A 21780-nucleotide genomic window follows, 5' to 3' on the forward strand; every position below is an offset into this window, starting at 1 on the left:
GGGTCAGTCCCGGCTGCTGTGGTGCTCGAGCAGCCGGGTGAGCAGCCGGGTGAGCTGGTCGCGTTCGGCGGCGGACAGCGGGGCGAGCAGGTCCTGCTGGACCCGCTCGACGGTCTGGGTCATCCGGCGTGCCTCGTCGGCGCCGCTGTCGGTGAGGCTGATGACGTTGCGGCGGCGATCGGCCGGGTCGGGGGCTCGTACGACGAGCCCTCGACCGGCCAGGTCGTTGATGGCCGCCACCACGTCGCTGCGGTCGATGCCGCAGCGTCGACCGAGGTCGGCCTGGCTGGCGGGGCCGCCCTCGGCGAGCGCGGCGAGCAGCCGGTAGTGGTAGCCGCGCAGGTCGTGAGCGGTGAAGCCCTCGCTGATCAGGCGGGCGGCGTGGCTGGCGGTCTGGTTGAGCAGCCAGCTGGGGGTGGTGCGTAGCCCGGCGGGTGACTGCGGGGCGGTGGAATCCATGGGCCGCAGCCTAACAGCAATCGTTGGCGCGACCCACGATCCGTGTTACGTTGGCTGCACCAACGTTGGTCCCGCCAACGTTAAGAAGGAGGCGTCATGTCCACCGCTCCCACCCTCAACGGCCAGGTCATCGGCCAGGCCCACTACGCCACCCGGGCCCTGCTGGAGCGGGCCGTCGCTCCGCTCGGGCTCAGCTTCGGCCAGGTGCTCACCCTCAACGTCCTCGCCGCCGGCACCACCGAACGGACCCGGCTCGTGCACCGGATCACCAGCACCCTCAAGGTGGACGAGCCGACCGTGCACACGCTGATCACCCAACTCGTCGACGCCGGTCTCGCCCAGGCCGGCGACCACACCTCGACGGGCGGCGGGGAGCCGCAGGTGCGGCTCACCGACACCGGCCACACCGTGCGGGGCCGCGTCGCCGACGCCGTCGCGGGCATCACCGCCCGGCTGTACGGGGACATCCCGGCCGACGAGACGAGCGTTGCCGCCCGGGTTCTCGCCCTGGTCACCCAGCGCGCGAACGCCGAACTGGCAGCGATCCCGGGCGGCGCCACGACTGTCGGTCAGAAGTAGTCGAGCAGCTGCGCCGGGCCTCCCGCGCCCAGCAGGTCCAGGGCGTCCGGGACGGCGCCGGCGGCGTGCAGCAGACCAGCCTCGGCGACCGACCGGGCGCGGGCGGCACCGGCGTAGAGCAGCGCGAAGCCGCGCACGTCCAGCCGCAGGTCGGCCTCGCCGCCGATCCGGGTCAACTCGCCGGCGCCGTCGGCGACGCTCAACCGCCAGGCGCCGGCGTTCCAGTCGGCGACCTCGTCGGCGAGGGTGAACTCGACGGCACCCCGGACGTGGGCGGGCCAACCGCGCATGCCGACCGCCCGGGCCACGTCCACCGGCCGGTGCATCCACAGGTCCCGTGCGTGCTCGCGGGCCGACTCCAGTGGCAGGTGGACGCTCACGGCGTCGCCGTCGAGCGGGCACAGTCGCAGGGTCGGTGCGACGCTCGCCCAACTGCCGAGCACGCCGACGAGTTCCCGGGCGGCCTCAGCGCTGGTCGCCAGGGCCTCGTCGACGGTCAGCACCGAGTCGGCGCCGTAGCCGCGGCCCCGTTCCCAGTTGGCGTAACCCACCAGGTCGCCGCCGTCCTCGACGAGGGTGAGCGCGTCTGCGGGCAGGCCGCGCTCGGCGGCGAAGAAGTCGAAGAGCTCACCCCGGCGGGTGAGCGGGCCGTTGCGGTGCCGGGTGACCCGCTCGTACAGGGCCGCGACGGCGGGCAGGTCGGCGGGCGTGCCGGCGCGGACGGTCAACCGGGGATCCGGCCGGTGCCGGTGCAGCACTGCGGTGGCCAGGTCGACGGTGCGCAGCACCCCGGCGGCCTCCCAGCCGCAGGCACGGTAGGGGGCGGCGACGGTCGGGTACAGCGCGCTGATCGCCGCGCCGCGCTCGCGGGCGCCACGCAGCAGGGCGGTGAGCAGGCCGCGGGCCACGCCCCGGCCGCGGGCCTCGGGGGCGACCGCCACGCCACCGATGTCGGCCGCGGGCACGGCCCGTCCGGACCACCACTGGTCGTGGTGCAGGTCGACGGCCTTGCCGACGAGCCGGCCGGTGTCGTCGAACGCGCCGTAGCGGGTCATGCCGGGCACCGTGGCGGTGGCGTGCGGGGGGCGCTGCGGGTCGGACCCGAAGGCGAACCGGCCCAGCTCCCAGGCGTCGGCCAGGTCGTCGGCGGTGAGTTCGCGTACGTGCACGGTGGCGGGCATCGGCACACCCTAACCGCTGTTAGGAAGGGCCCCTTCACCTGCACGAGGCGTTAACAAGGTGCCCTTCCTTCGCGGCGGTCAGTGCTGTGGGATGTTGGCCACGCCGATCCGCTTGCGGAACACCCAGTAGGTCCAGCCCTGGTAGGCCAGCACGACCGGGGTGAAGATCACCGCCACCCAGGTCATGATCTTCAGGGTGTACGGGGTGGACGCGGCGTTGGTGGCGGTCAACGTGCCCGCCGCGTCCAGGGTGGAGGGCAGCACGTTCGGGAACAGCGCCGCGAACAGGGTCGCCACCGCCAGGCCGATCGCCACGGCGGTGCCGGTGAACGCCCAGCCCTCCCGGCGTACCCGGGCGGCGGCGAGGCCACCGAGCAAGGCTAGGGCCGCACCGACGGCGAGCACCACGGCGGCCGCGCTGGAGCGGATGCTCAGCGTCCAGGTCAAGAAGGTCACCGCGAGCACGGCGGCACCCACGCCGAGGCGCACCGCGAGGGCGCTGGCGCGCTCGCGGATGTCGCCGGCGGTCTTCAGCGCGATGAACACCGCGCCGTGGGTGACGAACAGCGCCAGGGTGGTCGCGCCACCGAGCAGGGCGTACGGATGCAGCAGGTCGAACAGGCCACCCACGTACTCGTGGTCGGCGTCCAGCGGCACACCGCGCAGGATGTTGGCGAAGGCGACACCCCACAGGAACGCCGGCAGCAGCGAGCCGATCACGATCGCCGCGTCCCAGCGGCGCTTCCAGGACACCTCGGGGCGCTTGTGCCGGTACTCGAAGGCCACCCCACGGCCGATCAGGGCCAGCAGGATCAGCAGCAGCGGCAGGTAGAAGCCGGAGAAGAGGGTGGCGTACCACTCGGGGAAGGCGGCGAACATCGCGCCGCCAGCGGTGATCAACCACACCTCGTTGCCGTCCCAGACCGGGCCGATCGTGTTGATCAGAACCCGCCGTTCCCGGTCGTCGCGGCCCAGCACGGGCAGCAGCATGCCCACGCCGAAGTCGAAGCCCTCCAGGATGAAGTAGCCGGTGAAGAGCACGGCGATGAGCAGAAACCAGATGGTGGTGAGGTCCACGGCAGGCTCCGGTGATCAGTAGGCGAAGGCGAGCGGACGCTCGGCATCGTCGGTGTCGTCGGACGGGGGCGTCTCGCTGACGTCGGGTACGCCGGCCTTGGCGTAACGCAGCAGCAGCTTGACCTCGATCACCGCGAGGGTGGCGTAGATCAGCGTGAAGGCGGTGAACGAGGTGAGCACCTCGGCCAGCGAGACGCTGCGGGACACGCCGTTGCGGGTGAGCATCTCGCCGAAGACGATCCACGGCTGGCGACCCATCTCGGTGAAGATCCAGCCGAACGAGTTGGCCAGCAGTGGCAGCACCGGCATGGCCAGCCCGGCGCGCAGCAGCCACTTACTGGTGGGTGTGCGGCCCTTGCGCTGGCTCCAGAGCACCAGCAGGGCGATCGCGGCGGCTGCCATCCCGAAGGCGATCATGAAGCGGAAGCTCCAGTAGGTGACCGGGATGATCGGGGTGTAGCTGCCGGCGCCGTACTGGGTGGCGTACTGGGCCTGGAGGTCGTTGATGCCGTGCACTGTGCCGTTGGGGTCGCCGGTGCCGAGGTACGACAGCAGGTACGGGATCTTGATGGCGAACACCTCGCGGCTGCCGTCGAGGCTGCCGACGGTGAGCACGGAGAACGAGGCGGGGCTCTCGGTGGTGTAGAGGCCCTCGGCGGCGGCCATCTTCATCGGCTGCACGTCGGTCATGATCTTGCCTTGGAGGTCGCCGGTGAACAGCACGGCGGCGGAGGCGACCAGGACCACCCAGGAACCGAACTTCGCGGCGAAGCGGTAGGCGCCGGTGTCGGCGGAGTCGCGGTTACGGATCAGGTGCCACAGGCCCACGGCGGCGACCAGCGACCCGGCGACCAGGAACGAGCCGGCCAGGGTGTGCGGGAAGGTGATCAGGGCGACCTTGTTGGTCAGCACGGCCGGGAAGTCGGTCAGCTCCGCGCGGCCGGTGTCCGGGTTGACCTTGTAGCCGACCGGGTTCTGCATGAACGAGTTCGCGGCGAGGATGAAGTACGCGCTGAGGTTCGTGCCGATCGCGGCGGCCCAGATGCTGGCCAGGTGCGCCCGCTTGGGCAGCCGGTCCCAGCCGAAGATCCACAGGCCGATGAAGGTGGATTCGAGGAAGAACGCGACAAGCGCCTCGATGGCCAGGGGTGCGCCGAAGACGTCGCCGACGAAGCGCGAGTAGTCGCTCCAGTTCATGCCGAACTGGAACTCCTGCACGATGCCGGTGACCACACCCATCGCGAAGTTGATCAGGAAGAGCTTGCCGTAGAACTTGGTGAGCTTGAGGTAGCGCTCGTTGCCGGTGCGGTGCCACAGCGTCTGCAGGATCGCCACCAGCACGGACAGGCCGATGGTCAGCGGCACGAAGAGAAAGTGGTAGACGGTGGTGACACCGAACTGCCATCGGGCGACGTCCAACGCGTCCACCTGGAACCCCCAGCCATTTCGTACTACGAGACGTAGTAAATACTACTGCTCGTCGTAGAGGAGCGGACAGGGTTGGGCGGCCCGAACCGGCCCCGGACCAATGACCTTGATCACCCGGGCCGTCGGGTCCGGCGGCAACCGGCCGACCCGCCCTCGCGGCACCCCTCGCGCGTGCGACGATGGCGCGCTGATGGACACCGCGCACTCCCCCTGGCAACCGCCGCTGATCTGGCGTGCCGCCCAACTGCTGGCCCGAGCCCTGGTCGGCCTGCTGGCCCGCCTCGAGGTCACCGGCGACGTCCCCGCGTACCTGCGTCGCGGACCGCTGGTGCTGGCCGCCAACCACATCAGCCCGTTCGACCCCGTGGTGATGGCCGCCGCCTGTCAGACCCGCGGGATCGCCCCCCGGATCATGGCGACCGCCGGGTTGTTCCGCGCACCGGTGTTCGGCGCCGCCATGCGCCGCGCCGGGCACATCCGCGTCGACCGGGGCACCAACGCGGTGCACCGGGCGCTGGACGCCGCTGCCACCGCCGTCGCCGGAGGCTCGGTGATCCTCATCTACCCGGAGGGCCGCATCGGCCTGGACCCCGGCATGTGGCCCGAACGCGGCAAGACCGGCGCCGCCCGGCTCGCCCTGGCCTGCGCCGCCCCGGTCATCCCGGTCGCCCAGTGGGGCGCCCACGAGGTGCTGCCGTACCGGGCGCCCCGCGGGATGCTGCGCGGCGTCGCCCGCGCGCTGTGGCGCCGCCCGGTGATCCGGGTGCACTTCGGCACACCCGTCGACCTGGGCGAGGTGAGCGCCGCGAGCCCCGGCGTCGCCCGCCGGGCCACCGACCGGATCATCGACGCGCTCACCGACACCCTCGTTCCGCTGCGCCCCGCCGAGCCCGACCGACCCCGGCACGTCGACCCGGGCCGCCCGAGCGACCCCAGCCGGGCCCACCGTCGCAGGCGCGAGTGACCTAACGCATTAGACAACTTTCGGAAACCTGTCTAAGCTGTCTATCGTGAGCAGCGTGGAGATGGAGTACGACGACCCGAAGCGCGCCGCTGTCCTCGCGGCGGCGGTCGGCGTGTTCGGGCGCTATGGATTCCAGAAGACGTCGATGGAGGCGGTCGCCAAGGCGGCCGGCATCTCCCGGCCGGGCCTGTACCTGATGTTCCCCAACAAGGAGCAGCTGTACCGGGCCACCATGCAGGGCGTCATGGAGCGCGCCCAGGCAGCGATGAAGGCGCGCTTCGCCGACGCGGCGCTCAGCTTCGACGAGCGGATCGTGGCGGGGCTGGACGCGCTGATGGGCCCGTACATCGACACCCAGGTGGCCCGCGACCTCAACGAGCTGCTCGAGAACAGCGGGCCCCAGCTGGGCTCGATGTTCCACGACTACCAGGAGCGGGCTCGGGCGACGCTGCGCGCCCACATCGACGATCTCGCTCCGCCCGGCCTGCTCGACACGGAGCTGACCGCGAACGACGTGATGGACCTGCTCTTCTCCGCCGCGTTGACCTGGAAGTCGACCTCGGCCACCAGGGACGAGTTCCGCGAACGGATCCGCCGGGCCCTGCGGCTGATCCACCGCACCGCGCGCTGACCCGCCGCCACCGACCGCACCCCTCCCGTAGATTTCCCGCGTCCAAGGAGTTCCGAAATGTCACGAATCATCACCCCTTACTCGGCTGCGTCGACCGCCGCCGAGGTGATTGCCGGCGTCGATATCACCGGCCGCCGGGCCGTGGTCACCGGCGGCGCGTCCGGGATCGGCCTGGAGACCGCCCGGGCGCTGGCCCATGCCGGCGCCGAGGTGACGCTGGCCGTCCGCGACACCGCCGCCGGCGACCGCGCCGCCGCCGACATCACGGCAGGCGGGGCACTCGGCGCGGTCCGGGTCGCCCGGCTCGACCTGGCCGACCGCGCCTCCATCGACACCTTCGTCACTGGCTGGTCCGGCGCGCTGCACATCCTGGTCAACAACGCCGGCGTCATGGCCCTGCCGGAGCTGACCAGGACCGCCGAGCGCTGGGAGAAGCAGTTCGCGGTCAACCACCTCGGTCACGCCGAGCTGACCCTGGGTCTGCACGACGCGCTCGCGGCCGCGCGGGACGCCCGGATCGTCGTCGTGAGCTCCTCGGCCCACCAGCAGTCCCCGGTCGTCTTCGACGACATCCACTTCACCGCCCGGCCCTACGAGGCCTGGTCGGCCTACGGCCAGTCGAAGACCGCGACGATCCTGTTCACCGTCGCCCTGGCCAGAAGGTGGGACACCGACGGCATCACGGCCAACGCCCTGCACCCCGGCGGCATCATGACCAACCTCCAACGACACCTCGACGACGCGCAACTGCGCTACGTCGGCGCGGTGGACGAGCAGGGCAACCGCCTGGAGGTGCCGCCGGGCTGGAAGACCCCGCAGCAGGGCGCGGCCACCACGGTCCTGCTGGCCGCCTCCCCCGAGGTCGACGGCGTGACGGGCCGCTACTTCGAGGACGGTCACGAGGCCCCGGTCATCGCCGAGCCCTCCGACGGAATGAGCGGCGTGCTCCCGTACGCCCTCGACGACAAGGACGCCGACCTCCTCTTCGACGAGACGGTCCGGCTCCTGCTGCGGTGACTCGGCAGCCGGCCGACGAATGTCGCCGGCAGGCCACCCACGCTCCACCGGCGGCAGGCATACTGCGTCGCGTGCTGACCCGATTCGGCTACCTGGACGCGCCCGGGCCGCTGGCGTTCGCCCACCGCGGCGGCGCCGCCGAGGGCGACGAGAACACCAGCGAGGCGTTCGCCCGCGCCATCGGGCTGGGCTACCGGTACGTGGAGACCGACGTGCACGCCACCGCCGACGGGGTGGCGGTGATCTTCCACGACCCGACCCTGCGCCGGATCACCGGCGAACCGGGGCGCATCGCCGACCTGCGCTGGGCCGACCTCGCCTCGGTACGCGTCGGCGGGGCCGCTGTCGTACCCCGGCTCGACGAGGTGCTGGGCGCGTGGCCGCAGGTGCGGTTCAACATCGACGTGAAGGCCGACGGCGGCGTCGAGCCGACGGTGGCCACTGTGACCCGGGCCGGCGCCGCCGACCGGGTGCTGCTCGCCTCGTTCAGTGACGCCCGGCTGACCCGGCTGCGCGGGCTCACCGACGGGCGGGTCGCCACCAGCCTGGGCATGCGCGGGGTGGCCCGGCTGCGGCTGGCCTCGCTGCACGGCCGCCCGCTGCGGCTGCCCCCGTCGGTGGTCGCCGCGCAGGTGCCGCCGAGCTACGGGCGGGTGCCGGTGGTGGACCGCCGGTTCCTCGACTACTGCCACCGACTCGGCCTGCAGGTGCATGTCTGGACGATCGACGAACCCGCCCAGATGCACGACTTACTGGATCGTGGCGTGGATGGCATCATGACCGATCACGTCGGCGTGCTGCGCGACGTCTACCGCAGCCGCGGCCACTGGGCCGCCTGACCATCCAAGGACCCCCGATGGCCGAGACCGTGACCCCCACGGTGGACGACACCCCGCCCCCGGCGAGCACCCGCCGCGAGCGGAGCGGCTGGTACATCTACGACTGGGCCAACTCCGCCTTCCAGACCACAGTCATCACGGTCTTCCTCGGCCCGTTCCTCACCACCGTCGCCGAGTTGGCCGCCGGCTGCGAGCTGGGCGCGGACACTTGCGACGGCTACGTGCACCCGCTCGGCATCCGGGTGGCCGCCGGCTCCTACTACCCGTACCTGATCTCGCTGTCGGTGTTTCTGACCGTGTTCGTGCTGCCGGTGATCGGGGCGATCGCCGACCGGTCGGCGCACAAGAAGCGGCTGCTCGGCGGCGCGGCGTTCACCGGCGCCGGCGCGACCATGGCGATGGCCTTCGTCACCGGCGACCGGTACCTGCTCGGCGGGGCGCTGTTCCTGGTCGCCAACATCTCCTTCGGCGCGGCCATCGTGGTGTACAACTCGTTCCTGCCACAGCTCGGCGGTCCCGACGAGCGCGACGGCATCTCCAGCCGCGGCTGGGCGCTCGGCTATCTCGGCGGTGGCCTGCTGCTGGCGTTCAACCTGGTCGCGGTCACCCTGCTCAGCCAGGACGACAACCCGCAGCGCACCCTGGACCTGGCCCGCTGGTCGATCGTGTCCGCCGGGGTGTGGTGGGCGGCGTTCACCCTGGTGCCGCTGCGCTGGCTACGTGAACGCCCCACCGCGGCGGCGCTGGCCGCCGGCGGCAACGTGCTCACCGACGGGTTCCGGCAGCTCGGCCGCACCCTGCGTGAGGTCAAGGCGTACCCGCTGACGCTGTTCTTTCTGCTCGCGTTCCTGGTCTACAACGACGGCATCCAGACCGTCATCACCCTCGCCAGCCAGTACGGCACCGAGGAGCTGCGGCTCGAACAGAGCACCCTGATCGTCACCATCCTGCTTGTGCAGTTCCTCGCCTTCGGTGGCGCGTTGAGCCTCGGCGCGCTGGCCCGGCGCATCGGCGCCTGGAAGACGGTGCTGCTCAGCCTGGTGCTCTGGACCGGTGTGATCATCGGCGCGTTCCGGCTGCCCGCCGAGGCGCCGGTGCCGTTCATGGTCCTCGGCGCGGCCATCGGCCTGGTCCTGGGCGGCAGCCAGGCGCTGAGCCGGTCGCTGTTCAGCCAGCTCATCCCGGCCGGCAAGGAGGGCGAGTACTACGGCTTCTACGAGATCAGCGACAAGGGCACCAGCTGGCTCGGACCCCTCGCCTTCGGTCTGGTGTTCCAGCTCACCGCCTCCTACCGGGTGGGCCTGGTCTCCCTGCTGATCTTCTTCGTCGTCGGTTTCCTGCTTCTTCTGGCCGTGCCGATCCGCCGGGCCATCGTCGCCGCCGGGAACACCCCACCCCGGGTGCTCTGACGCCGGCCGCACCCGGCTGATCGGCCCTGGTCGATCAGATAGGCTGCCCGACCGTGACCGACGACGCCGCTGCCACCCCGACCTGCCTGGCCCACCCGTTCCCCGGCCAGCCGCACGCTCCGGCCGGGTGCGCCGCGGCACGCGGACTCGACGGGCGTCCGGTGCACGCCGCGGCGTTGAAGTTCTTCTGGGGGCCGATGGACTGCGGCAAGTCCACCATGGCGCTGCAGATGAACTACAACCACGCCCGACAGGGCCGGCGCGGGCTGGTCACCACCCGCATCGACCGGTCGCTGGGCCCACAGGTCACCACCCGCATCGGTCTGGCACACGAGGCGATCGAGGTCACCGACGACCTGGACCTGCGAGCCCTGGTCCGGGGCCGGTGGGCCGAGGGGGAACGCGTCGACTACCTGATCTGCGACGAGGCGTGCTTCTACACCGTCGAGCACGTCGAGCAGATGGCCGAGCTGGTCGACAGTTACGACGTGGACGTGTTCGCGTTCGGCCTGGCCACCGACTTCCGCTCCTGCCTGTTCCCCGCCACCCAGCGGCTGTTCGAGCTGGCCGACGAGGTGGCCCGGATCCAGGTCGAGGTGCTCTGCTGGTGCGGCCGGGAAGGACTGCTCAACGCCCGGGTGGTCGACGGCCGGGTGGTGCGCGAGGGCGCGCAGGTCGTCATCGGCGACACCGTCGACACCGCCGAGGTGCGCTACCAGGTGCTCTGCCGCCGGCACTACCGCAGCGGCGACCTCGGCCCCCGCGACTGACCGGCGGCGAGCCGCCGATCCGCCAAGATCACCGCGACCGTCACCACCACCGCGGCGGCGGCGCACACCGCAAGCGACACCTCCAGCTCCACGCACACCGGCACGAGTGCCACCAGCAGCGCCACCGCCACGATCCGGCTGATCGGCACGCTCCGCCACAGCACCGACCTGTAGCCGGCGTGCCCGGCGAGGAACAGCGCCGGACCGCCAAGGACGAAAAGCGCGGTGACCGTGCTGGCCGCCTCCCCCGGCTCGCGCAGCAGCCGCTCGTCGCCGGCAGCGGTGACGATGATGCCGGCGACCATCACCGGGTGCAGGAAGTTGAACGCCACCCGGCTCAACGCTCCGGTGCGCTCACCCGCGCGGGCGACGACCTCCGCCGCCGCCGGAGCTGACCGGGCGAAGTACACCCACCACAGCGCCACCGAACCGGCGAACGCCAGCACGAACGCGCCGGACATCCTCAGGTCCAGGTGCCGCGCGAGTGTGCTCCCGGTGACCAGGATCGACTCGCCCAGGGCGATGAGGATGAACGCCTGACACCGCTCAGCCAGGTGCCCGCCCTCCACCATCCACCGCTCGGCGGGGCTACGGCCCCGACCGGGCACCGGGAACCCGGTCGACAGACCGATCACCTCGATCACGATCGCCGCCGTCCACAGCGCCTCCTGGAAGGCGCCTCCGAACACACTGCCGAGCAGCACGAGCAACGACGTCCCGGCGAACCACGGCAGCGTCTTCTGGAACCCGTCGACCAGCCACGGCTGGCCCTGCACCGCCCACAACGCGAACACTGTGCGCCCCACCTGCAGGGTCAGGTAGACCAGCGCGAAGAGCAGGCCGCCACCGGCGAACGCATCGGGGATCGCCGCCGAGAGCAGCAGGCTGCCCAGCATCAGCGCGATCAGCAGGGCCCGCACCGGCGCCTGGTCCGGGTGCAGCCAGTTCGTCCCCCAGGCGGTGTAGATCCACACGAACCAGACCAGCGCCAGCAGCAGCGCGGTGCGGGCGGCGCCACGCCAGTCCGGGTGTTCGATCAGGTAGTGCGCCAACTGGGTGATGGTGAAGATGAAGACCAGGTCGAAGAAGAGCTCCGTCGAGGTGGTCGGCTCCACCCCCCCGTCGTTCGCGTAGCAACCAGGGCCGCTTCGGCCGGACCGCCGGCTCAGAACGGGTCACCGCAGACCCGCCAGTCCCCGTCCTCGCGGACCACCGGCAGGCGGCGCTCCTCGCTGCGCCCGCCGTCGCGGGTCAATTTGACTGTCACAGTGCCATGCGGTCGCCCACCACTGGTCGCCACCGACACGTCGGTGATCTCGTAGTCGGTCACCATCGGCGGCGTACGCACCCAACTGGTGAAGCCGATCGCGCTCCACCGGCTGCGCGCGTCCGCGCAGAGCCGCTCGTACGCCCTGTCGCTGTCGCCGAGGGTCACCTCGTTCAGGAAACCGTCGGCGGTCTCCCGGATCGGGCCGGTGGCCTGGCGTACGGTCTGCAGGTTCCAGGCGGCCAGCCCGGCCACCCCGACGCAGCACAGCGCCATGCCGAACCCGGCGAAGGCCAGCCCGGTGCGCATCGGGCGGTGCCGCCGGGCCGGTCTGCTGTACGGCTGGCCGGCACCCACGACTACCGACCGTAGAGAACGCCGTCGCAGTCGAGCACGACAAGTCCGAAACTGGGTGCGACCGATGGGCTGCTGTGCCCTGTTCCCGACGGCCGCCGAGAAACACCGGCGTACCTGACACAGGTTGGCAGGTACGCCGGTGCAGACTGCCCAGCATGACGACAACCGCCGACCTCGCCATGGTCAACCTGGACAGCTCCGACCCGGCCGCGCACGCCGCGTTCTACCACCGGGCCCTGGGCTGGGAGATCACCCACAGCCAAGCCGAGTACGCCATGATCAAGGGCGGTGGCGTTTCCCTCGGCTTCGGGCTGGTCGAGGGTTACCGGCCGCCGTCCTGGCCGGACCCGGCCGGCGGTAAGCGCTACCACCTCGACCTCTACGTCGACGACCTGGCCGCGGCGGAGAAGGAGTTCGTCGGGGCCGGCGCCTCGAAGCCGGAGTTCCAGCCCGGCGGCGACCGGTGGGTGGTGCTCATCGACCCGATCGGTCAGCCGTTCTGCATCTGCCCCCGCCCGCAGAGCTGAACACCTGCGCTGACCGGCCGCGCGGCCGGTCAGCGCAGCGGACCACGGGCGACGGCGGCCCGCATCGTCTCCGCGTCGCCGACCGGAACGTACTCCAACCACCAGGTCGCGCCGGCCGCGGCGAGTTCGCCCAGGTAGGCCCGCTCGGCTCGCTCGTCCGGTCGGCGCCGCCGGCCGCCGATCGCCACGTCGAACGGCTGGCCGTCGGCGCGGGTGGCCGGCAGGGCGCTCACCAGCTCGCGTACCTCATCCGGGGTGAAGTCGGACCAACCGGCGGTGTCGGTGAGCTTGTAGGGCACGATGCCGTCGGCGCGGGCCGCCCGCCGCCGCACCGACCCGGCCTGGGTGCTGCCGCCGACCCAGACCGGCACCCGGGGCGACTGCACCGGCGGCGGCCGCAGCGCCACCCCGTCCGCGCGGTAGTGGGTGCCCTGGTGGCTGACCGGCGCTCCGCTGAGCAGCCCGGTCAGCAGGTCGAGACCCTCGTCGAGCATGGCGGCCCGGACGGCCACCCCGGTCGGCTCGCCGAACGCGGCCAGGCCCCGGTCGCCCGGGTCGCCCAGGCCGACCGCCACCGTGGCGCGCCCCGCGCTGAGGTGGTCGAGGGTGAGCACCTCACGGGCCAGCTTCACCGGGCGGCGCCGGGGCAGCGCGGTGACCGTGGTGCCCAGCCGCACCCGGCTGGTGCTCACGGCGATCGCCGTGAGCACCAGCCACGGGTCGTAGGTGGGCGGGTCGTCGCCGGAGTAGTGGACGAGATAGTCCTCCAGGAACACCCCGTCCCACCCGGCGCGCTCGGCGAGCTCACCCAGCTCGACCAGGGTGGACACCGAAACCGAGCCGCCGCCGCAGGGAAGCTCCAGACCGTGTCTCATCCATCGACAGTAGGGCGGGGGTACGACGCTCAGCCGCGGCGGCGGGACCGGGCCGCCCACACCACGTACGCCGGGTCGCGGTCGAGGTTGTGCCGATCGCGGTCGTAGCGGCGAGTGGTACGGGGGTCGGCATGACCCATCGCGTCCTGCACGTCCTCCAACGGGACGCCCTCGGAGCGGGCGGTGGTGGCGAACGCGTGCCGCAACGAGTGGGGTGAGAGCTTCGCCCAGGCCGGGATGCCGGCGGCCCGGGCCAGCCGGCGGACCATCCGGAACACCGAGTGCCGGTCCAGCCGGCCGCCGCTGGCGGTGACCAGCAGCGGCCCGGTCAGCTGCGGCACCGGCACGCCGGTGGCGGCGGCCCGCTGGGCCAGGTAGGCGTCCACCGCGTACGCGGTGCCCGGGGTGAGGGCCCGCCGGCGCTGCTTGCCGCCCTTGCCGACGAAACGCACGCTGCGGTGCCCGCGCTCGGTGCCCAGGTCGGTGAGGTCCAGCGAGATCAGTTCGCCGACGCGCAGGCCCAGGTCGGCCAGGAGCGCGATCGCGGCCCGGTTGCGGGCGGCTGTCGGGCCGGTGTCCGCGTCGGCGGCGCTGAGCAGCGCGTCCACCTCCTCCGGGGTGAGCCCGACAGTGGCGGAGTGGTCCCGGTCGACGCGCGGTCGGTCCGCGCCGGCGACCGGGTTGGCCGGCACCGCGCCGAGCTTGACGAGGAAGTCGTACCAGCTGGACAGCGCGGAGAGCCGACGCGCCACGGTCGCCGGGGTCAGTGGCCGGTTACTGCGCGCGCCGAGGGTGGACTCCAGGGCACGGGCGTACTCGTTGACGTGCAGGAAGTTGGCCTGCAGCGGATCCAGGTCACGGCCGGCGCACCAGCTGAGCCAGCCGGTGACGTCGCGCCGGTAGGCGTCGCGGGTGTGCTCGGACAACCGGCGGTTGCGCAACCAGGCCTCGGTGACGTCGACCGGCCCGCCGGGCAGGGCCGGTCGGGCCGTCGGGCGGGCGAGCACCGGAGCGTCGGAGGACACCATGTGAAAAACACTCTCAGCTCGGGCTGTGTTCGGCGGGAAGGCGCGCCGGGACCACCGGCCGGTGTCGGGGCGCGGCGGGCCGGTTACCGTCGGACGGTGCGTGCCAGTCGGCTGGTCTCCCTGCTGCTGCTCCTGCAGACCCGGGGGCGGATGACCGCTGCCGAGCTGTCCGAGGCGCTGGAGGTGTCGATCCGGACGGTGTACCGGGACGTGGAGTCCCTGGGCGCCGCCGGGGTGCCGGTGTACGCCGAGCGCGGCCCGGCCGGCGGGTACCGGCTGCTCGACGGCTACCGCACCCGGCTGACCGGGCTGACCGCCGGAGAGGCCGAGGCGCTGTTCCTGGCCGGGGTGCCCGGCCCGGCCTCCGAGTTGGGCCTGGGGTCGGTGCTGACCACCGCCGAGCTGAAGTTGCGGGCCGCGCTGCCGAGCGACCTCGCCGACCGGGGCGGGCGGATCCGGCAACGGTTCCACCTGGACGCGCCGAGCTGGTTCCGCGAACCCGAGCCCACCCCGCACCTCGCCGCCCTGGCCGGCGCGGTGTGGGAGGACCGCCGGATCCGGGTGCGCTATCAGCGGTGGCAGCAACCCCGGGAGGTGACCCGCACGCTCGACCCGCTCGGCGTGGTGCTCAAGGCCGGCCGGTGGTATCTGGTCGCCGCGGCGGACGGACAGGTACGCACCTACCGGGTGGGCGCGATCCTGGACCTGACCGTGCTGGATGAACCCGCCGACCGGCCGCCCGGGTTCGACCTGGCGGACTGCTGGCAGGAGCACACCGAGCGCTACGAGCGCAGCGTCTATCGCGCCGAGGCCCGGGTACGGATGACCGTGGCGGCGCTGGCGCGCACGGTGCACCTCTTCCCGCCGGCGATGAGTCGGGCGGCACGCGAGGCCGCCGGCGCTCCGGACGCGGACGGCTGGTTGGTCACCACCGTGCCGATCGAGTCGGTCCGGCACGGCCACGTCGAGATGCTCAAGCTCGGCGCGCAGGTGGAGGTGCTCGCACCGGCCGAGTTGCGCGAACTCGTCGCGGGCACCGCCCACGCGCTCGCGGCGCTCTATCCGCCGATCCCGGTCGCGGGGGAGCCGGTCGCGGACGCGGGCCCCGCGGCGGACGGTGAGCGGCCGGCGGGTACGGCTGCGCGGACCTCCGATGCCCGGGGCGGACCGGGCGCGGCGGCTGGTCCGCCCCGGGCACCGGTCAGGCGTTGATCTGCCGGCGTCCGTCGCCGTTGGCCTTGATGGTCACCCGGCGTGGCTTGGCGCGCTCGGCGACCGGGATGCGCAGCGTCAGCACCCCGTTGTCGTAGCCCGCCTCGAGCTTGTCGGTGTCCAGGGTGTCGCCCAGGAACAGCCGCCGGGTGAAGGTGCCCATCGGGCGTTCGGCGGCGACCAGTTCGACACCGTCGCCGGTCGGCCGGCGCCGCTCGGCCCGGACGGTGAGCACGTTGCGCTCGACTGTGCAGTCGATGGTGTCCCGGTCGACGCCGGGCAGGTCGAACGCGGCGTAGAAGTAGTCCCCGTCGCGGTAGGCGTCCAGGTGCATCGTCGCGGGACGGGCTGCCGTACCGAAGAACTGCTCGGCGAGCCGGTCCATCTCGCGGAACGGGTCGGTACGCATCAACATTGTCGTGCCTCCTCGGTTCTCCTGGCCGAAGGTGATGAGTTGAGTCGGAGTGACTCAACTTCCTCTTCTTTATTTAGCGCGACCGGACGCGTCCGTCAACCGCTCAGCGGAGCCGCTTCTCGAACCAGTGCTCGGCGTACGGGCCGAGCGAGAACGCCGGAATCTCGACGTAGCCGTGCCGGGCGTACAGGGCGCGGGCCTCGACCAGATCGTTGCGGGTGTCCAGCCGGATCCGGTCCATTCCGGCCTCCCGCGCCCGCTGCTCGACGGCGGCCAGCAGCGCGCCGCCCCCACCGGTGCCGCGATGTGCGGGGCGGATGAAGACCCGGGTCAGCTCGGCCCAGTCCGGCTGCCACCGCAGCCCGGCGCAGCCGGCCAGGTCCCCGCCGCGGTGGGCGAGCAGGAGCAGGCCGGTCGGATCCGTCAGGTCGTCGCTGGGCAGGTCGGCCAGCGCCAGGTCGACCTCGCCGGGCAGCGCGGGACGGCGGTGGTAGCGGACCACCATCTCCGTCATGTACTCGCGAAGCAGCAGTGCCGCGTCGGGCTGATCGGGACGGACGGCGGTGGTCACCCAGGTGGGTCGGAGCGTGCTGGTCACCTGTCGATCATCAGTGCCCGGTCAACGGATTATCCGCCGTCCGGCCCGGACGCTACCGGCGGCGGGCCGGCAGCAGGGCGATCAGGGCGACCGCCACGGCCACGTGCATCGCGCCGAGGGCCACCTTGGCGCCGGCGGTCGCCTCGGTGCCGAACAGTGGGCCGAAGGACAGCAGGGTCACCAGGACGGCCAGTGAGATCCAGATGAGGCGGGCGGTACGCGGGACGAACCGCTCCAGCAGGGCCAACGCCGCCCAGCCCAGCAGGGCCGCGCCGAGGGCGATCCCGAAGATCTCGCCGGGTCCGATGACCAGGGCGGGTTGCCCCGGGCTCTCGATGGTGTAGTCGACCCCGCCAGCCTCGCCGATCCCCCAGATGGCCAGGCAGGCCAGGACGGAGGCGGCAACGCCGAGGGCTCGGCGACGCGGTGACGACGTGGTGGTGGCGGTGGTGACGGATGGTTCGGCGGTCGCACTCATGACGGGCTCCTCGGTCGGGGATACGAACGAGTGCGACCGTATCAGATAGTCTCGTACGAGACTATCTGCGTCGGGACTAGCATCCGGAGCGACCGCCGGGCGCGTACGGGGAGGAGCTGGCCAACGGACCGCTCACCAGCGCGGTGAGCGCGCGCAGGAACGCCTCCCGGTCCTGCTCGGGCAGGGTGGCGAGGAGCGCGTCCTGGATGCGCCGGACAACGTCCTGCGCCCGCTCCAGGACCTGCTCGCCCGCTGGCGTCACCGCGACCAGCCGGGCCCGCCGATCAGCCGGCGCGGGGCGACGCTCGGCGAGGCCGGCCCGCTCCAGCTGGTCGAGCGTGACGACCATTGTGGTCTTGTCCACCCCGCACCGTTCGCCGATCTGCCGCTGGGTCAGGTCCCCGGTGCGGGCCTGTGCCAACACGTAGTGCGCCCGCGGTGAGATGCCCAGCTCGGCCAGGCCGGCGGCATGCTCGGACTGGAGCGCGTGACTTGCCCAGGAGAGGAGGAACAGCAGGTCGGGCGGGCCGTCGGCGGGCGAGCAGGAGGTCATGCAGGGAGGCTAACAAGATGTTCCCCGACGGGACGGTTCGCGGGGCGGACGATCAGGGCCGCTGGTAGATGCCGTGCTCGCGGGTGAGCAGTTGCTCGTCGATGAGGTAGCGGCGCAACGTGGCGTGGTCCGACCCGCCAGCGGCGCACCACGGCTTGAGTGCCTCGTCCACGGCCCGCTCGGGATAGTGCGTCGCCGGCTCGAACGACAGTTCCGCGATGTGCGCCAGCAGCACCCGCCGCCGGCCGCGCTGCGCCGGCAGGCCCACCAGCACACCGGAGCGCAGGAACGTCCGCAGCACCGGGTCGTCGGCCGGCTCGGCGTCGTCGGCCGGCTCGGCGTCGTCGGCCGGACGGCGCTCGCGCGCCGCCGCCCGCAGCGACACCTCGTCGGCCGCGAGAGCGCCGTCGGAGCCCGTCACCAGGCCCGCCTCGGTGAGCCGACGGACACCGGTGAGCACCGTCCGCGCCGGCAGGTCGGTCCGCTCGGCGACCTGGGCCGCGCTGGCCGCACCCAGCACGATGGCCGCGAAGATCCGCCGGCGTCCGTCGTCGGCCAGGGCTCCGGCCAGAGCGTCCGCTGTCATCAGCGTAAGTCGTTTTGGTCAAGCTTCTGGTCGGTGCCTCGGCCGTCGTCTGTCCCTGCATAGCGGTGATGGGGTTGGTCCCCAGCAGCGTGTAATCGGGTTGATGAGACGACGGGCCGGGGCTGCCCATGATGACAGGCGAGATCACAGTGCGTGTCTCAATGCCGCGTAGGGCTCGCCCCGGCCGTCAGCTTGAACGCCGCGACGAAGAATCAGGCGGCTAGAGCCACCTGCCTGCGGTGGTGGCTGCCGTAGGTGGCGATGTCGGCGTTCCACGCTCGTCCGGTGGTGATGACGGCGTGCAACTGGCGCAGGATCGCCGCGGCGATGACGGTCTGGGCTTGGGTCGCCGTGAGCTTGTTGGTCTCCCGGGTGGTCAAATGCTGGTAGCGGGCGGCATAGACGGCATTGCTGCGCTGGGCGCCCCAGACTGCCCGCCAGGCGGCCAGACGCAGCGCGGGTCGGCCCTGGCCGGTGAGTTTGGTGCGGCCGACGAACGTGCCGGACAGTTTCTCCCGCGGTGCGAGGCCGGCGTGCTTGACCAGGGCGCGGGCGGTGGCGAACCGGTTCGGGTCACCGGTCTCGGCGAGGATCGCCGCGGCGCCAACCGCGGATAGGCCGGGGATGGAGGTGGCCAGATCGGTCAGCTTGAGCTCGTCGAGGACGCGGGTCATCCGGGTCTCGGTGTCGGTGAGTTTGTCGGTGGCGGTGTGCCAGTCCTGCAGCAGGAACGCGACCCGCTCCAGTGCACCGGGCCGGTGGGCGATCACCCCGGTGGGGTCGGCCAAGGCGGTGAACAGGTGCCGCAGGATGCGCAGCGAGGGTTTGCACCCGCCTCGGCGGGTGATCTCACGGCGTACGGCCTGCTCGAATCGGGTCGCGCCGAGGCGTCGGGTGCGGGCGAGGTTGCCGCCGTCACGCTGGCAGATCACCGTCATCGCTGCAGCCCAGGTGCGGGACCGAAACGGCTGCTTGGCGGTATCGAGCGCGGCGGGCCAGACACACTCGAGCAGCGCGCGAATCTGCTGGACCTGGCTGACCATCTCGATGATGAGCTGTTCGCGGCGGGCGCCCAGATGCCGCAGCCGGCCCCAGGTCTCATCGATCGGCTCCGGCACGTAGCAGCGCAGCTGCGCGGTCAGCCGAGCGATGAGCACCGCGTCCTTCTCATCGGTTTTGTCCGAGGTCAGGTCCTCGCTGCGCCGCGCCCACGAGGTCAGCATCGGCTGCACGCACACGAACGGCATCGCCCGGTCCGCAGCGAGCTGACCGAGGACCCGCCAGCGGTGCCCGGTCGGCTCGCACGCCACCGTCACCCCCGCCCAGCCTTTCGCCGCGGCCCGCTCGGCGGCCCAGTCCAACGCTGCCCCGAGATTCCAGGCGCGGCAGCGGAATGTCTTACGGGCCAACACTTTCGAGTCGTGATCGGTGACTACGACCATCTGCTTCGCGTCGGCCAAGTCGATCCCCACGATCGCGTTGGTCACCGGCACCAGCGCCCGCAGCCGAGCAAGCCGCGCGTTGCGGTTGCGATCACCCCGGGACACACCGCTACCGTTACCCATGAACGTCCTCCTCCTGCGATGGGACACCAAGCCCGACAAGCGCATCAGGGGGACGTTCCTACGTCCTGCATCGACACGCAGAACGTCTTTCTATGCCGGTCACCCTTTCATCGGCGGTACGCCGACCGCCAGGCGATTTTCCGGTGCGGTCCGGGTCAGTCGGTCGGTTGCTCGGCGACGAGCAGCACCCGGCGCAGCAGGTCGGAGAGCAGCCGCCGTTCCGCCGGGGTGAGCGCGTCGAGCAGCCGGTGCTCCTCAGCGCCCCGGACGTCCATCGCCCCGTGCCACGCGGCCCGGCCGGCGTCGGTGAGCTCCACATCGACCCTGCGCCGGTCGACCGTGGACGGGGTGCGCCGTGCGAAGCCGCGCTCGACGAGGCTGTCGACCCGCGCGGTGATCGAGGCGGGTGCCATCGCCAGATCCGCGGCGAGTTCGGAGGGCGCTGCACGTCCCTGCCGGCCGGCGAGCGCGTGCAGCGTGTCGTACTCGTGTGCCGGCAGGTCGAAATCCACAAGGACCCGCTCCTTCACGGTGCGCAGGTGCCGGGTGAGGACACCCATCCTGGTCACCGCCCCTTCGACGTCGGGGTCGAGGTCGGGCAGGACGGGCAGCCAGCGCTCGACGTGCCGGTCGACGGAGTCGTGGGTGCTCATCGTCAGATCCTACCGCGCAGAAATATTCATTGCCGAAATATTCGACGTCGAAGTATTGTGCGTGGGTGACCAGCCCTCTGCGCACCCGCTCCTTCCGGCTGCTGTTCCTGGGCCGGACCGTCTCCGCGGTCGGCGACGCCGTGGTGCCCGCCGCCCTGGCGCTGGCCGTGCTGCGGGCCACCGGTTCGACCGGCGCGCTCGCCGTCGTCCTCGCCGCGGCGATGGTCCCCCGGCTGCTCCTGCTGCCACTCGGCGGCGTCGTCGCCGACCGGTTCGACGCCCGCCGGGTCGCCCTGGTGGCCGATCTGGTCCGCTGCGCGACCCAGCTCGCGGTCGGCGTGGAGCTGCTCGGTGGCGAGCCGTCGCTGAGCATCGTCGTGGTGGCCTCGGCGCTCGGTGGCACCGCCTCGGCGTTCGCCATGCCGACCGCCTCCCCGCTGGTCGCCGGCACCGTCGCACCGGCCGACCGGCAGCGGGCCAACGCCCTGATGGGGATCACCGCCAACACCAGCCGGCTCGCCGGCCCGGCGCTGGCCGGCGCACTCATCTGGGCCGCCGGACCCGGCTGGGCGTTCGTCATCGACAGCGTGTCGTTCGCGCTCAGCGCCACGCTGCTCGCGCTGGTCCGGGTCCGGCACGTGCCGGTGCCCCGCCGCTCCGTCCTCGCCGACCTGCGGCACGGCTTCGGCGAGGTACGCGCCCGCGACTGGTTCTGGACCAGCCTGATCGGGCACGGTGTCTGGAACGGCGCCGCCGCCGTGCTGATGACCCTCGGGCCGGCCATCGCCATCGACCGCCTCGGCGGTGAGGCCACCTGGGTGCTGCTGTTGCAGGCCGGCGCGATCGGCATGCTCACCGGATCGCTGCTGGCCGGGCGGGTCCGGTTGCACCGGCCGGTCCTGCTGGCCAACCTCGGGCTGGCCAGCTACGCCGCGCCACTGCTGCTGCTCGCCGTCGCCGCGCCCGCCCCGGCGGTGATCGTCGCCTACGGGGTCGCGCTGACCGCCCTCGGCTACCTCAACCCGGTCTGGGAGACCGTCGTGCAGCACCAGTTCCCGCCCGAGGTGCTGGCCCGGGTCACCTCGTACGACTGGCTGGTGTCGCTGGGCGCCGTGCCGCTGGGGTACGCCCTGGCACCCCTGGCCGCGGACGCCTTCGGGGCGCCCGTACCGCTGGCCGTCGCCGGCCTGCTGGTCCTGGCCGCCTGCGCCGGCACCGCGCTGGTGCCCGGCGTACGCCGGCTCACCTGGCCGGCGGCGGAGCTGCCGCGACCGGTCGAACCCGCCGCCGCCGACGCGCCGTGAGCGGTTCG

Annotated in this window: 25 protein-coding genes; 10 read left to right on the top strand and 15 right to left on the bottom strand. The window is 72.2% G+C overall.

Features of this window, described 5'->3' with window-relative positions; translation table 11 throughout:
- Nucleotides 1-3: 3 nt before the first annotated feature.
- On the bottom strand, nucleotides 4-459 hold the full coding sequence (locus tag GA0070607_RS28325) for a MarR family winged helix-turn-helix transcriptional regulator (RefSeq protein WP_089020913.1): 456 nt from the start codon (nucleotides 457-459) through the stop codon (nucleotides 4-6).
- Between the two features lie 96 nt (nucleotides 460-555).
- On the opposite strand from GA0070607_RS28325, the gene GA0070607_RS28330 reads away from it, so the two are divergent.
- Nucleotides 556-1038, top strand: a complete 483-nt coding sequence (locus tag GA0070607_RS28330; RefSeq protein ID WP_089020914.1) for a MarR family winged helix-turn-helix transcriptional regulator — start codon at nucleotides 556-558, stop codon at nucleotides 1036-1038.
- Here the strand turns inward: GA0070607_RS28330 and GA0070607_RS28335 are convergent.
- The 3 genes from GA0070607_RS28335 to GA0070607_RS28345 all read right to left on the bottom strand — a co-directional run bounded on the left by GA0070607_RS28335 (nucleotide 1029) and on the right by GA0070607_RS28345 (nucleotide 4724).
- On the bottom strand, nucleotides 1029-2219 hold the full coding sequence (locus tag GA0070607_RS28335; protein ID WP_172899120.1) for a GNAT family N-acetyltransferase: 1191 nt from the start codon (nucleotides 2217-2219) through the stop codon (nucleotides 1029-1031). The genes GA0070607_RS28330 and GA0070607_RS28335 overlap by 10 nt on opposite strands.
- Before the next feature lie 78 nt (nucleotides 2220-2297).
- Complete coding sequence (cydB, locus tag GA0070607_RS28340; protein ID WP_089020915.1) at nucleotides 2298-3296, bottom strand: cytochrome d ubiquinol oxidase subunit II; 999 nt, start codon at nucleotides 3294-3296, stop codon at nucleotides 2298-2300.
- Nucleotides 3297-3311: 15 nt separating this feature from the next.
- Nucleotides 3312-4724 (bottom strand): cytochrome ubiquinol oxidase subunit I, encoded by a 1413-nt coding sequence (locus GA0070607_RS28345; protein ID WP_089020916.1) that lies wholly within the window; start codon nucleotides 4722-4724, stop codon nucleotides 3312-3314.
- Nucleotides 4725-4914: 190 nt separating this feature from the next.
- Here GA0070607_RS28345 and GA0070607_RS28350 point away from each other — a divergent pair, with 190 nt between their 5' ends.
- The 6 genes from GA0070607_RS28350 to GA0070607_RS28375 all read left to right on the top strand — a co-directional run bounded on the left by GA0070607_RS28350 (nucleotide 4915) and on the right by GA0070607_RS28375 (nucleotide 10354).
- Nucleotides 4915-5688: a lysophospholipid acyltransferase family protein gene (locus GA0070607_RS28350; protein WP_089022162.1), complete on the top strand. Its 774-nt coding sequence runs from the start codon at nucleotides 4915-4917 to the stop codon at nucleotides 5686-5688.
- Nucleotides 5689-5734: 46 nt separating this feature from the next.
- On the top strand, nucleotides 5735-6319 hold the full coding sequence (locus GA0070607_RS28355) for a TetR/AcrR family transcriptional regulator (RefSeq protein WP_157743290.1): 585 nt from the start codon (nucleotides 5735-5737) through the stop codon (nucleotides 6317-6319).
- Between the two features lie 57 nt (nucleotides 6320-6376).
- Nucleotides 6377-7336, top strand: coding sequence for an SDR family NAD(P)-dependent oxidoreductase (locus tag GA0070607_RS28360; RefSeq protein ID WP_089020918.1), 960 nt, complete (start codon nucleotides 6377-6379; stop codon nucleotides 7334-7336).
- A 71-nt stretch (nucleotides 7337-7407) separates the two neighbouring features.
- Nucleotides 7408-8175, top strand: coding sequence for a glycerophosphodiester phosphodiesterase (locus tag GA0070607_RS28365; protein WP_089022163.1), 768 nt, complete (start codon nucleotides 7408-7410; stop codon nucleotides 8173-8175).
- Between the two features lie 17 nt (nucleotides 8176-8192).
- Nucleotides 8193-9584 carry an MFS transporter gene (locus GA0070607_RS28370; protein ID WP_089020919.1) on the top strand — a complete coding sequence of 464 codons (1392 nt, stop codon included), beginning with the start codon at nucleotides 8193-8195 and terminating at the stop codon, nucleotides 9582-9584.
- 53 nt (nucleotides 9585-9637) lie between these two features.
- The gene (locus GA0070607_RS28375) at nucleotides 9638-10354 is read left to right on the top strand and encodes a thymidine kinase (RefSeq protein ID WP_074310038.1); all 717 of its coding nucleotides are present in this window, start codon (nucleotides 9638-9640) and stop codon (nucleotides 10352-10354) included.
- Here the strand turns inward: GA0070607_RS28375 and GA0070607_RS28380 are convergent.
- The gene (locus GA0070607_RS28380; protein WP_157743291.1) at nucleotides 10321-11469 is read right to left on the bottom strand and encodes a low temperature requirement protein A; all 1149 of its coding nucleotides are present in this window, start codon (nucleotides 11467-11469) and stop codon (nucleotides 10321-10323) included. The two genes, GA0070607_RS28375 and GA0070607_RS28380, sit on opposite strands and share 34 nt — an antisense overlap.
- 50 nt (nucleotides 11470-11519) lie before the next feature.
- Complete coding sequence (locus tag GA0070607_RS28385) at nucleotides 11520-11978, bottom strand: Rv0361 family membrane protein (RefSeq protein WP_089020921.1); 459 nt, start codon at nucleotides 11976-11978, stop codon at nucleotides 11520-11522.
- A 155-nt stretch (nucleotides 11979-12133) separates the two neighbouring features.
- On the opposite strand from GA0070607_RS28385, the gene GA0070607_RS28390 reads away from it, so the two are divergent.
- A complete protein-coding gene (locus GA0070607_RS28390; RefSeq protein ID WP_089020922.1) occupies nucleotides 12134-12505 on the top strand; it encodes a VOC family protein in 372 nt (123 codons plus the stop codon).
- A 29-nt stretch (nucleotides 12506-12534) separates the two neighbouring features.
- Here the strand turns inward: GA0070607_RS28390 and GA0070607_RS28395 are convergent, their stop codons facing one another.
- Nucleotides 12535-13380 (bottom strand): LLM class flavin-dependent oxidoreductase, encoded by an 846-nt coding sequence (locus tag GA0070607_RS28395; protein WP_089022164.1) that lies wholly within the window; start codon nucleotides 13378-13380, stop codon nucleotides 12535-12537.
- A 29-nt stretch (nucleotides 13381-13409) separates the two neighbouring features.
- Nucleotides 13410-14408, bottom strand: coding sequence for a tyrosine-type recombinase/integrase (locus GA0070607_RS28400; RefSeq protein WP_089020923.1), 999 nt, complete (start codon nucleotides 14406-14408; stop codon nucleotides 13410-13412).
- 96 nt (nucleotides 14409-14504) lie between these two features.
- Here GA0070607_RS28400 and GA0070607_RS28405 point away from each other — a divergent pair, with 96 nt between their 5' ends.
- Entirely contained in the window at nucleotides 14505-15620 is a 1116-nt protein-coding gene (locus GA0070607_RS28405) for a helix-turn-helix transcriptional regulator (protein WP_089020924.1), read from the top strand.
- Here GA0070607_RS28405 and GA0070607_RS28410 read toward each other — a convergent pair.
- From GA0070607_RS28410 to GA0070607_RS28440, 7 genes are all read right to left on the bottom strand, one after another.
- Entirely contained in the window at nucleotides 15610-16035 is a 426-nt protein-coding gene (locus GA0070607_RS28410) for an Hsp20/alpha crystallin family protein (RefSeq protein WP_089020925.1), read from the bottom strand. The genes GA0070607_RS28405 and GA0070607_RS28410 overlap by 11 nt on opposite strands.
- Nucleotides 16036-16138: 103 nt before the next feature.
- Nucleotides 16139-16633 carry a GNAT family N-acetyltransferase gene (locus tag GA0070607_RS28415; protein WP_231930442.1) on the bottom strand — a complete coding sequence of 165 codons (495 nt, stop codon included), beginning with the start codon at nucleotides 16631-16633 and terminating at the stop codon, nucleotides 16139-16141.
- Between the two features lie 52 nt (nucleotides 16634-16685).
- Nucleotides 16686-17111, bottom strand: coding sequence for a DUF6069 family protein (locus tag GA0070607_RS28420; protein ID WP_089020926.1), 426 nt, complete (start codon nucleotides 17109-17111; stop codon nucleotides 16686-16688).
- Nucleotides 17112-17187: 76 nt separating this feature from the next.
- Nucleotides 17188-17664: a MarR family winged helix-turn-helix transcriptional regulator gene (locus GA0070607_RS28425; protein WP_089020927.1), complete on the bottom strand. Its 477-nt coding sequence runs from the start codon at nucleotides 17662-17664 to the stop codon at nucleotides 17188-17190.
- A 52-nt stretch (nucleotides 17665-17716) separates the two neighbouring features.
- The gene (locus GA0070607_RS28430; protein WP_089020928.1) at nucleotides 17717-18250 is read right to left on the bottom strand and encodes a DUF2087 domain-containing protein; all 534 of its coding nucleotides are present in this window, start codon (nucleotides 18248-18250) and stop codon (nucleotides 17717-17719) included.
- Between the two features lie 212 nt (nucleotides 18251-18462).
- On the bottom strand, nucleotides 18463-19815 hold the full coding sequence (locus GA0070607_RS28435; protein WP_157743292.1) for an IS110 family RNA-guided transposase: 1353 nt from the start codon (nucleotides 19813-19815) through the stop codon (nucleotides 18463-18465).
- 155 nt (nucleotides 19816-19970) lie between these two features.
- The gene (locus tag GA0070607_RS28440; protein WP_089020930.1) at nucleotides 19971-20468 is read right to left on the bottom strand and encodes a MarR family winged helix-turn-helix transcriptional regulator; all 498 of its coding nucleotides are present in this window, start codon (nucleotides 20466-20468) and stop codon (nucleotides 19971-19973) included.
- 65 nt (nucleotides 20469-20533) lie between these two features.
- Between GA0070607_RS28440 and GA0070607_RS28445 the strand changes: the two genes are divergently transcribed.
- Nucleotides 20534-21772, top strand: coding sequence for an MFS transporter (locus GA0070607_RS28445; RefSeq protein WP_089020931.1), 1239 nt, complete (start codon nucleotides 20534-20536; stop codon nucleotides 21770-21772).
- Nucleotides 21773-21780 lie beyond the last annotated feature (8 nt).

The organism is Micromonospora coriariae, assembly GCF_900091455.1.
Classification (GTDB): Bacteria; Actinomycetota; Actinomycetes; order Mycobacteriales; family Micromonosporaceae; genus Micromonospora; species Micromonospora coriariae.

What these genes read in the sequence shown, in the direction of transcription:
- GA0070607_RS28325 (WP_089020913.1), bottom strand. Translation starts at nt 459, where the DNA reads ATGGATTCCACCGCCCCGCAGTCACCCGCCGGGCTACGCACCACCCCC.
- GA0070607_RS28330 (WP_089020914.1), top strand. Translation starts at nt 556, where the DNA reads ATGTCCACCGCTCCCACCCTCAACGGCCAGGTCATCGGCCAGGCCCAC.
- GA0070607_RS28335 (WP_172899120.1), bottom strand. Translation starts at nt 2,219, where the DNA reads ATGCCCGCCACCGTGCACGTACGCGAACTCACCGCCGACGACCTGGCC.
- GA0070607_RS28350 (WP_089022162.1), top strand. Translation starts at nt 4,915, where the DNA reads ATGGACACCGCGCACTCCCCCTGGCAACCGCCGCTGATCTGGCGTGCC.
- GA0070607_RS28360 (WP_089020918.1), top strand. Translation starts at nt 6,377, where the DNA reads ATGTCACGAATCATCACCCCTTACTCGGCTGCGTCGACCGCCGCCGAG.
- GA0070607_RS28370 (WP_089020919.1), top strand. Translation starts at nt 8,193, where the DNA reads ATGGCCGAGACCGTGACCCCCACGGTGGACGACACCCCGCCCCCGGCG.
- GA0070607_RS28390 (WP_089020922.1), top strand. Translation starts at nt 12,134, where the DNA reads ATGACGACAACCGCCGACCTCGCCATGGTCAACCTGGACAGCTCCGAC.
- GA0070607_RS28395 (WP_089022164.1), bottom strand. Translation starts at nt 13,380, where the DNA reads ATGAGACACGGTCTGGAGCTTCCCTGCGGCGGCGGCTCGGTTTCGGTG.
- GA0070607_RS28400 (WP_089020923.1), bottom strand. Translation starts at nt 14,408, where the DNA reads ATGGTGTCCTCCGACGCTCCGGTGCTCGCCCGCCCGACGGCCCGACCG.
- GA0070607_RS28410 (WP_089020925.1), bottom strand. Translation starts at nt 16,035, where the DNA reads ATGTTGATGCGTACCGACCCGTTCCGCGAGATGGACCGGCTCGCCGAG.
- GA0070607_RS28420 (WP_089020926.1), bottom strand. Translation starts at nt 17,111, where the DNA reads ATGAGTGCGACCGCCGAACCATCCGTCACCACCGCCACCACCACGTCG.
- GA0070607_RS28425 (WP_089020927.1), bottom strand. Translation starts at nt 17,664, where the DNA reads ATGACCTCCTGCTCGCCCGCCGACGGCCCGCCCGACCTGCTGTTCCTC.
- GA0070607_RS28430 (WP_089020928.1), bottom strand. Translation starts at nt 18,250, where the DNA reads ATGACAGCGGACGCTCTGGCCGGAGCCCTGGCCGACGACGGACGCCGG.
- GA0070607_RS28435 (WP_157743292.1), bottom strand. Translation starts at nt 19,815, where the DNA reads ATGGGTAACGGTAGCGGTGTGTCCCGGGGTGATCGCAACCGCAACGCG.
- GA0070607_RS28440 (WP_089020930.1), bottom strand. Translation starts at nt 20,468, where the DNA reads ATGAGCACCCACGACTCCGTCGACCGGCACGTCGAGCGCTGGCTGCCC.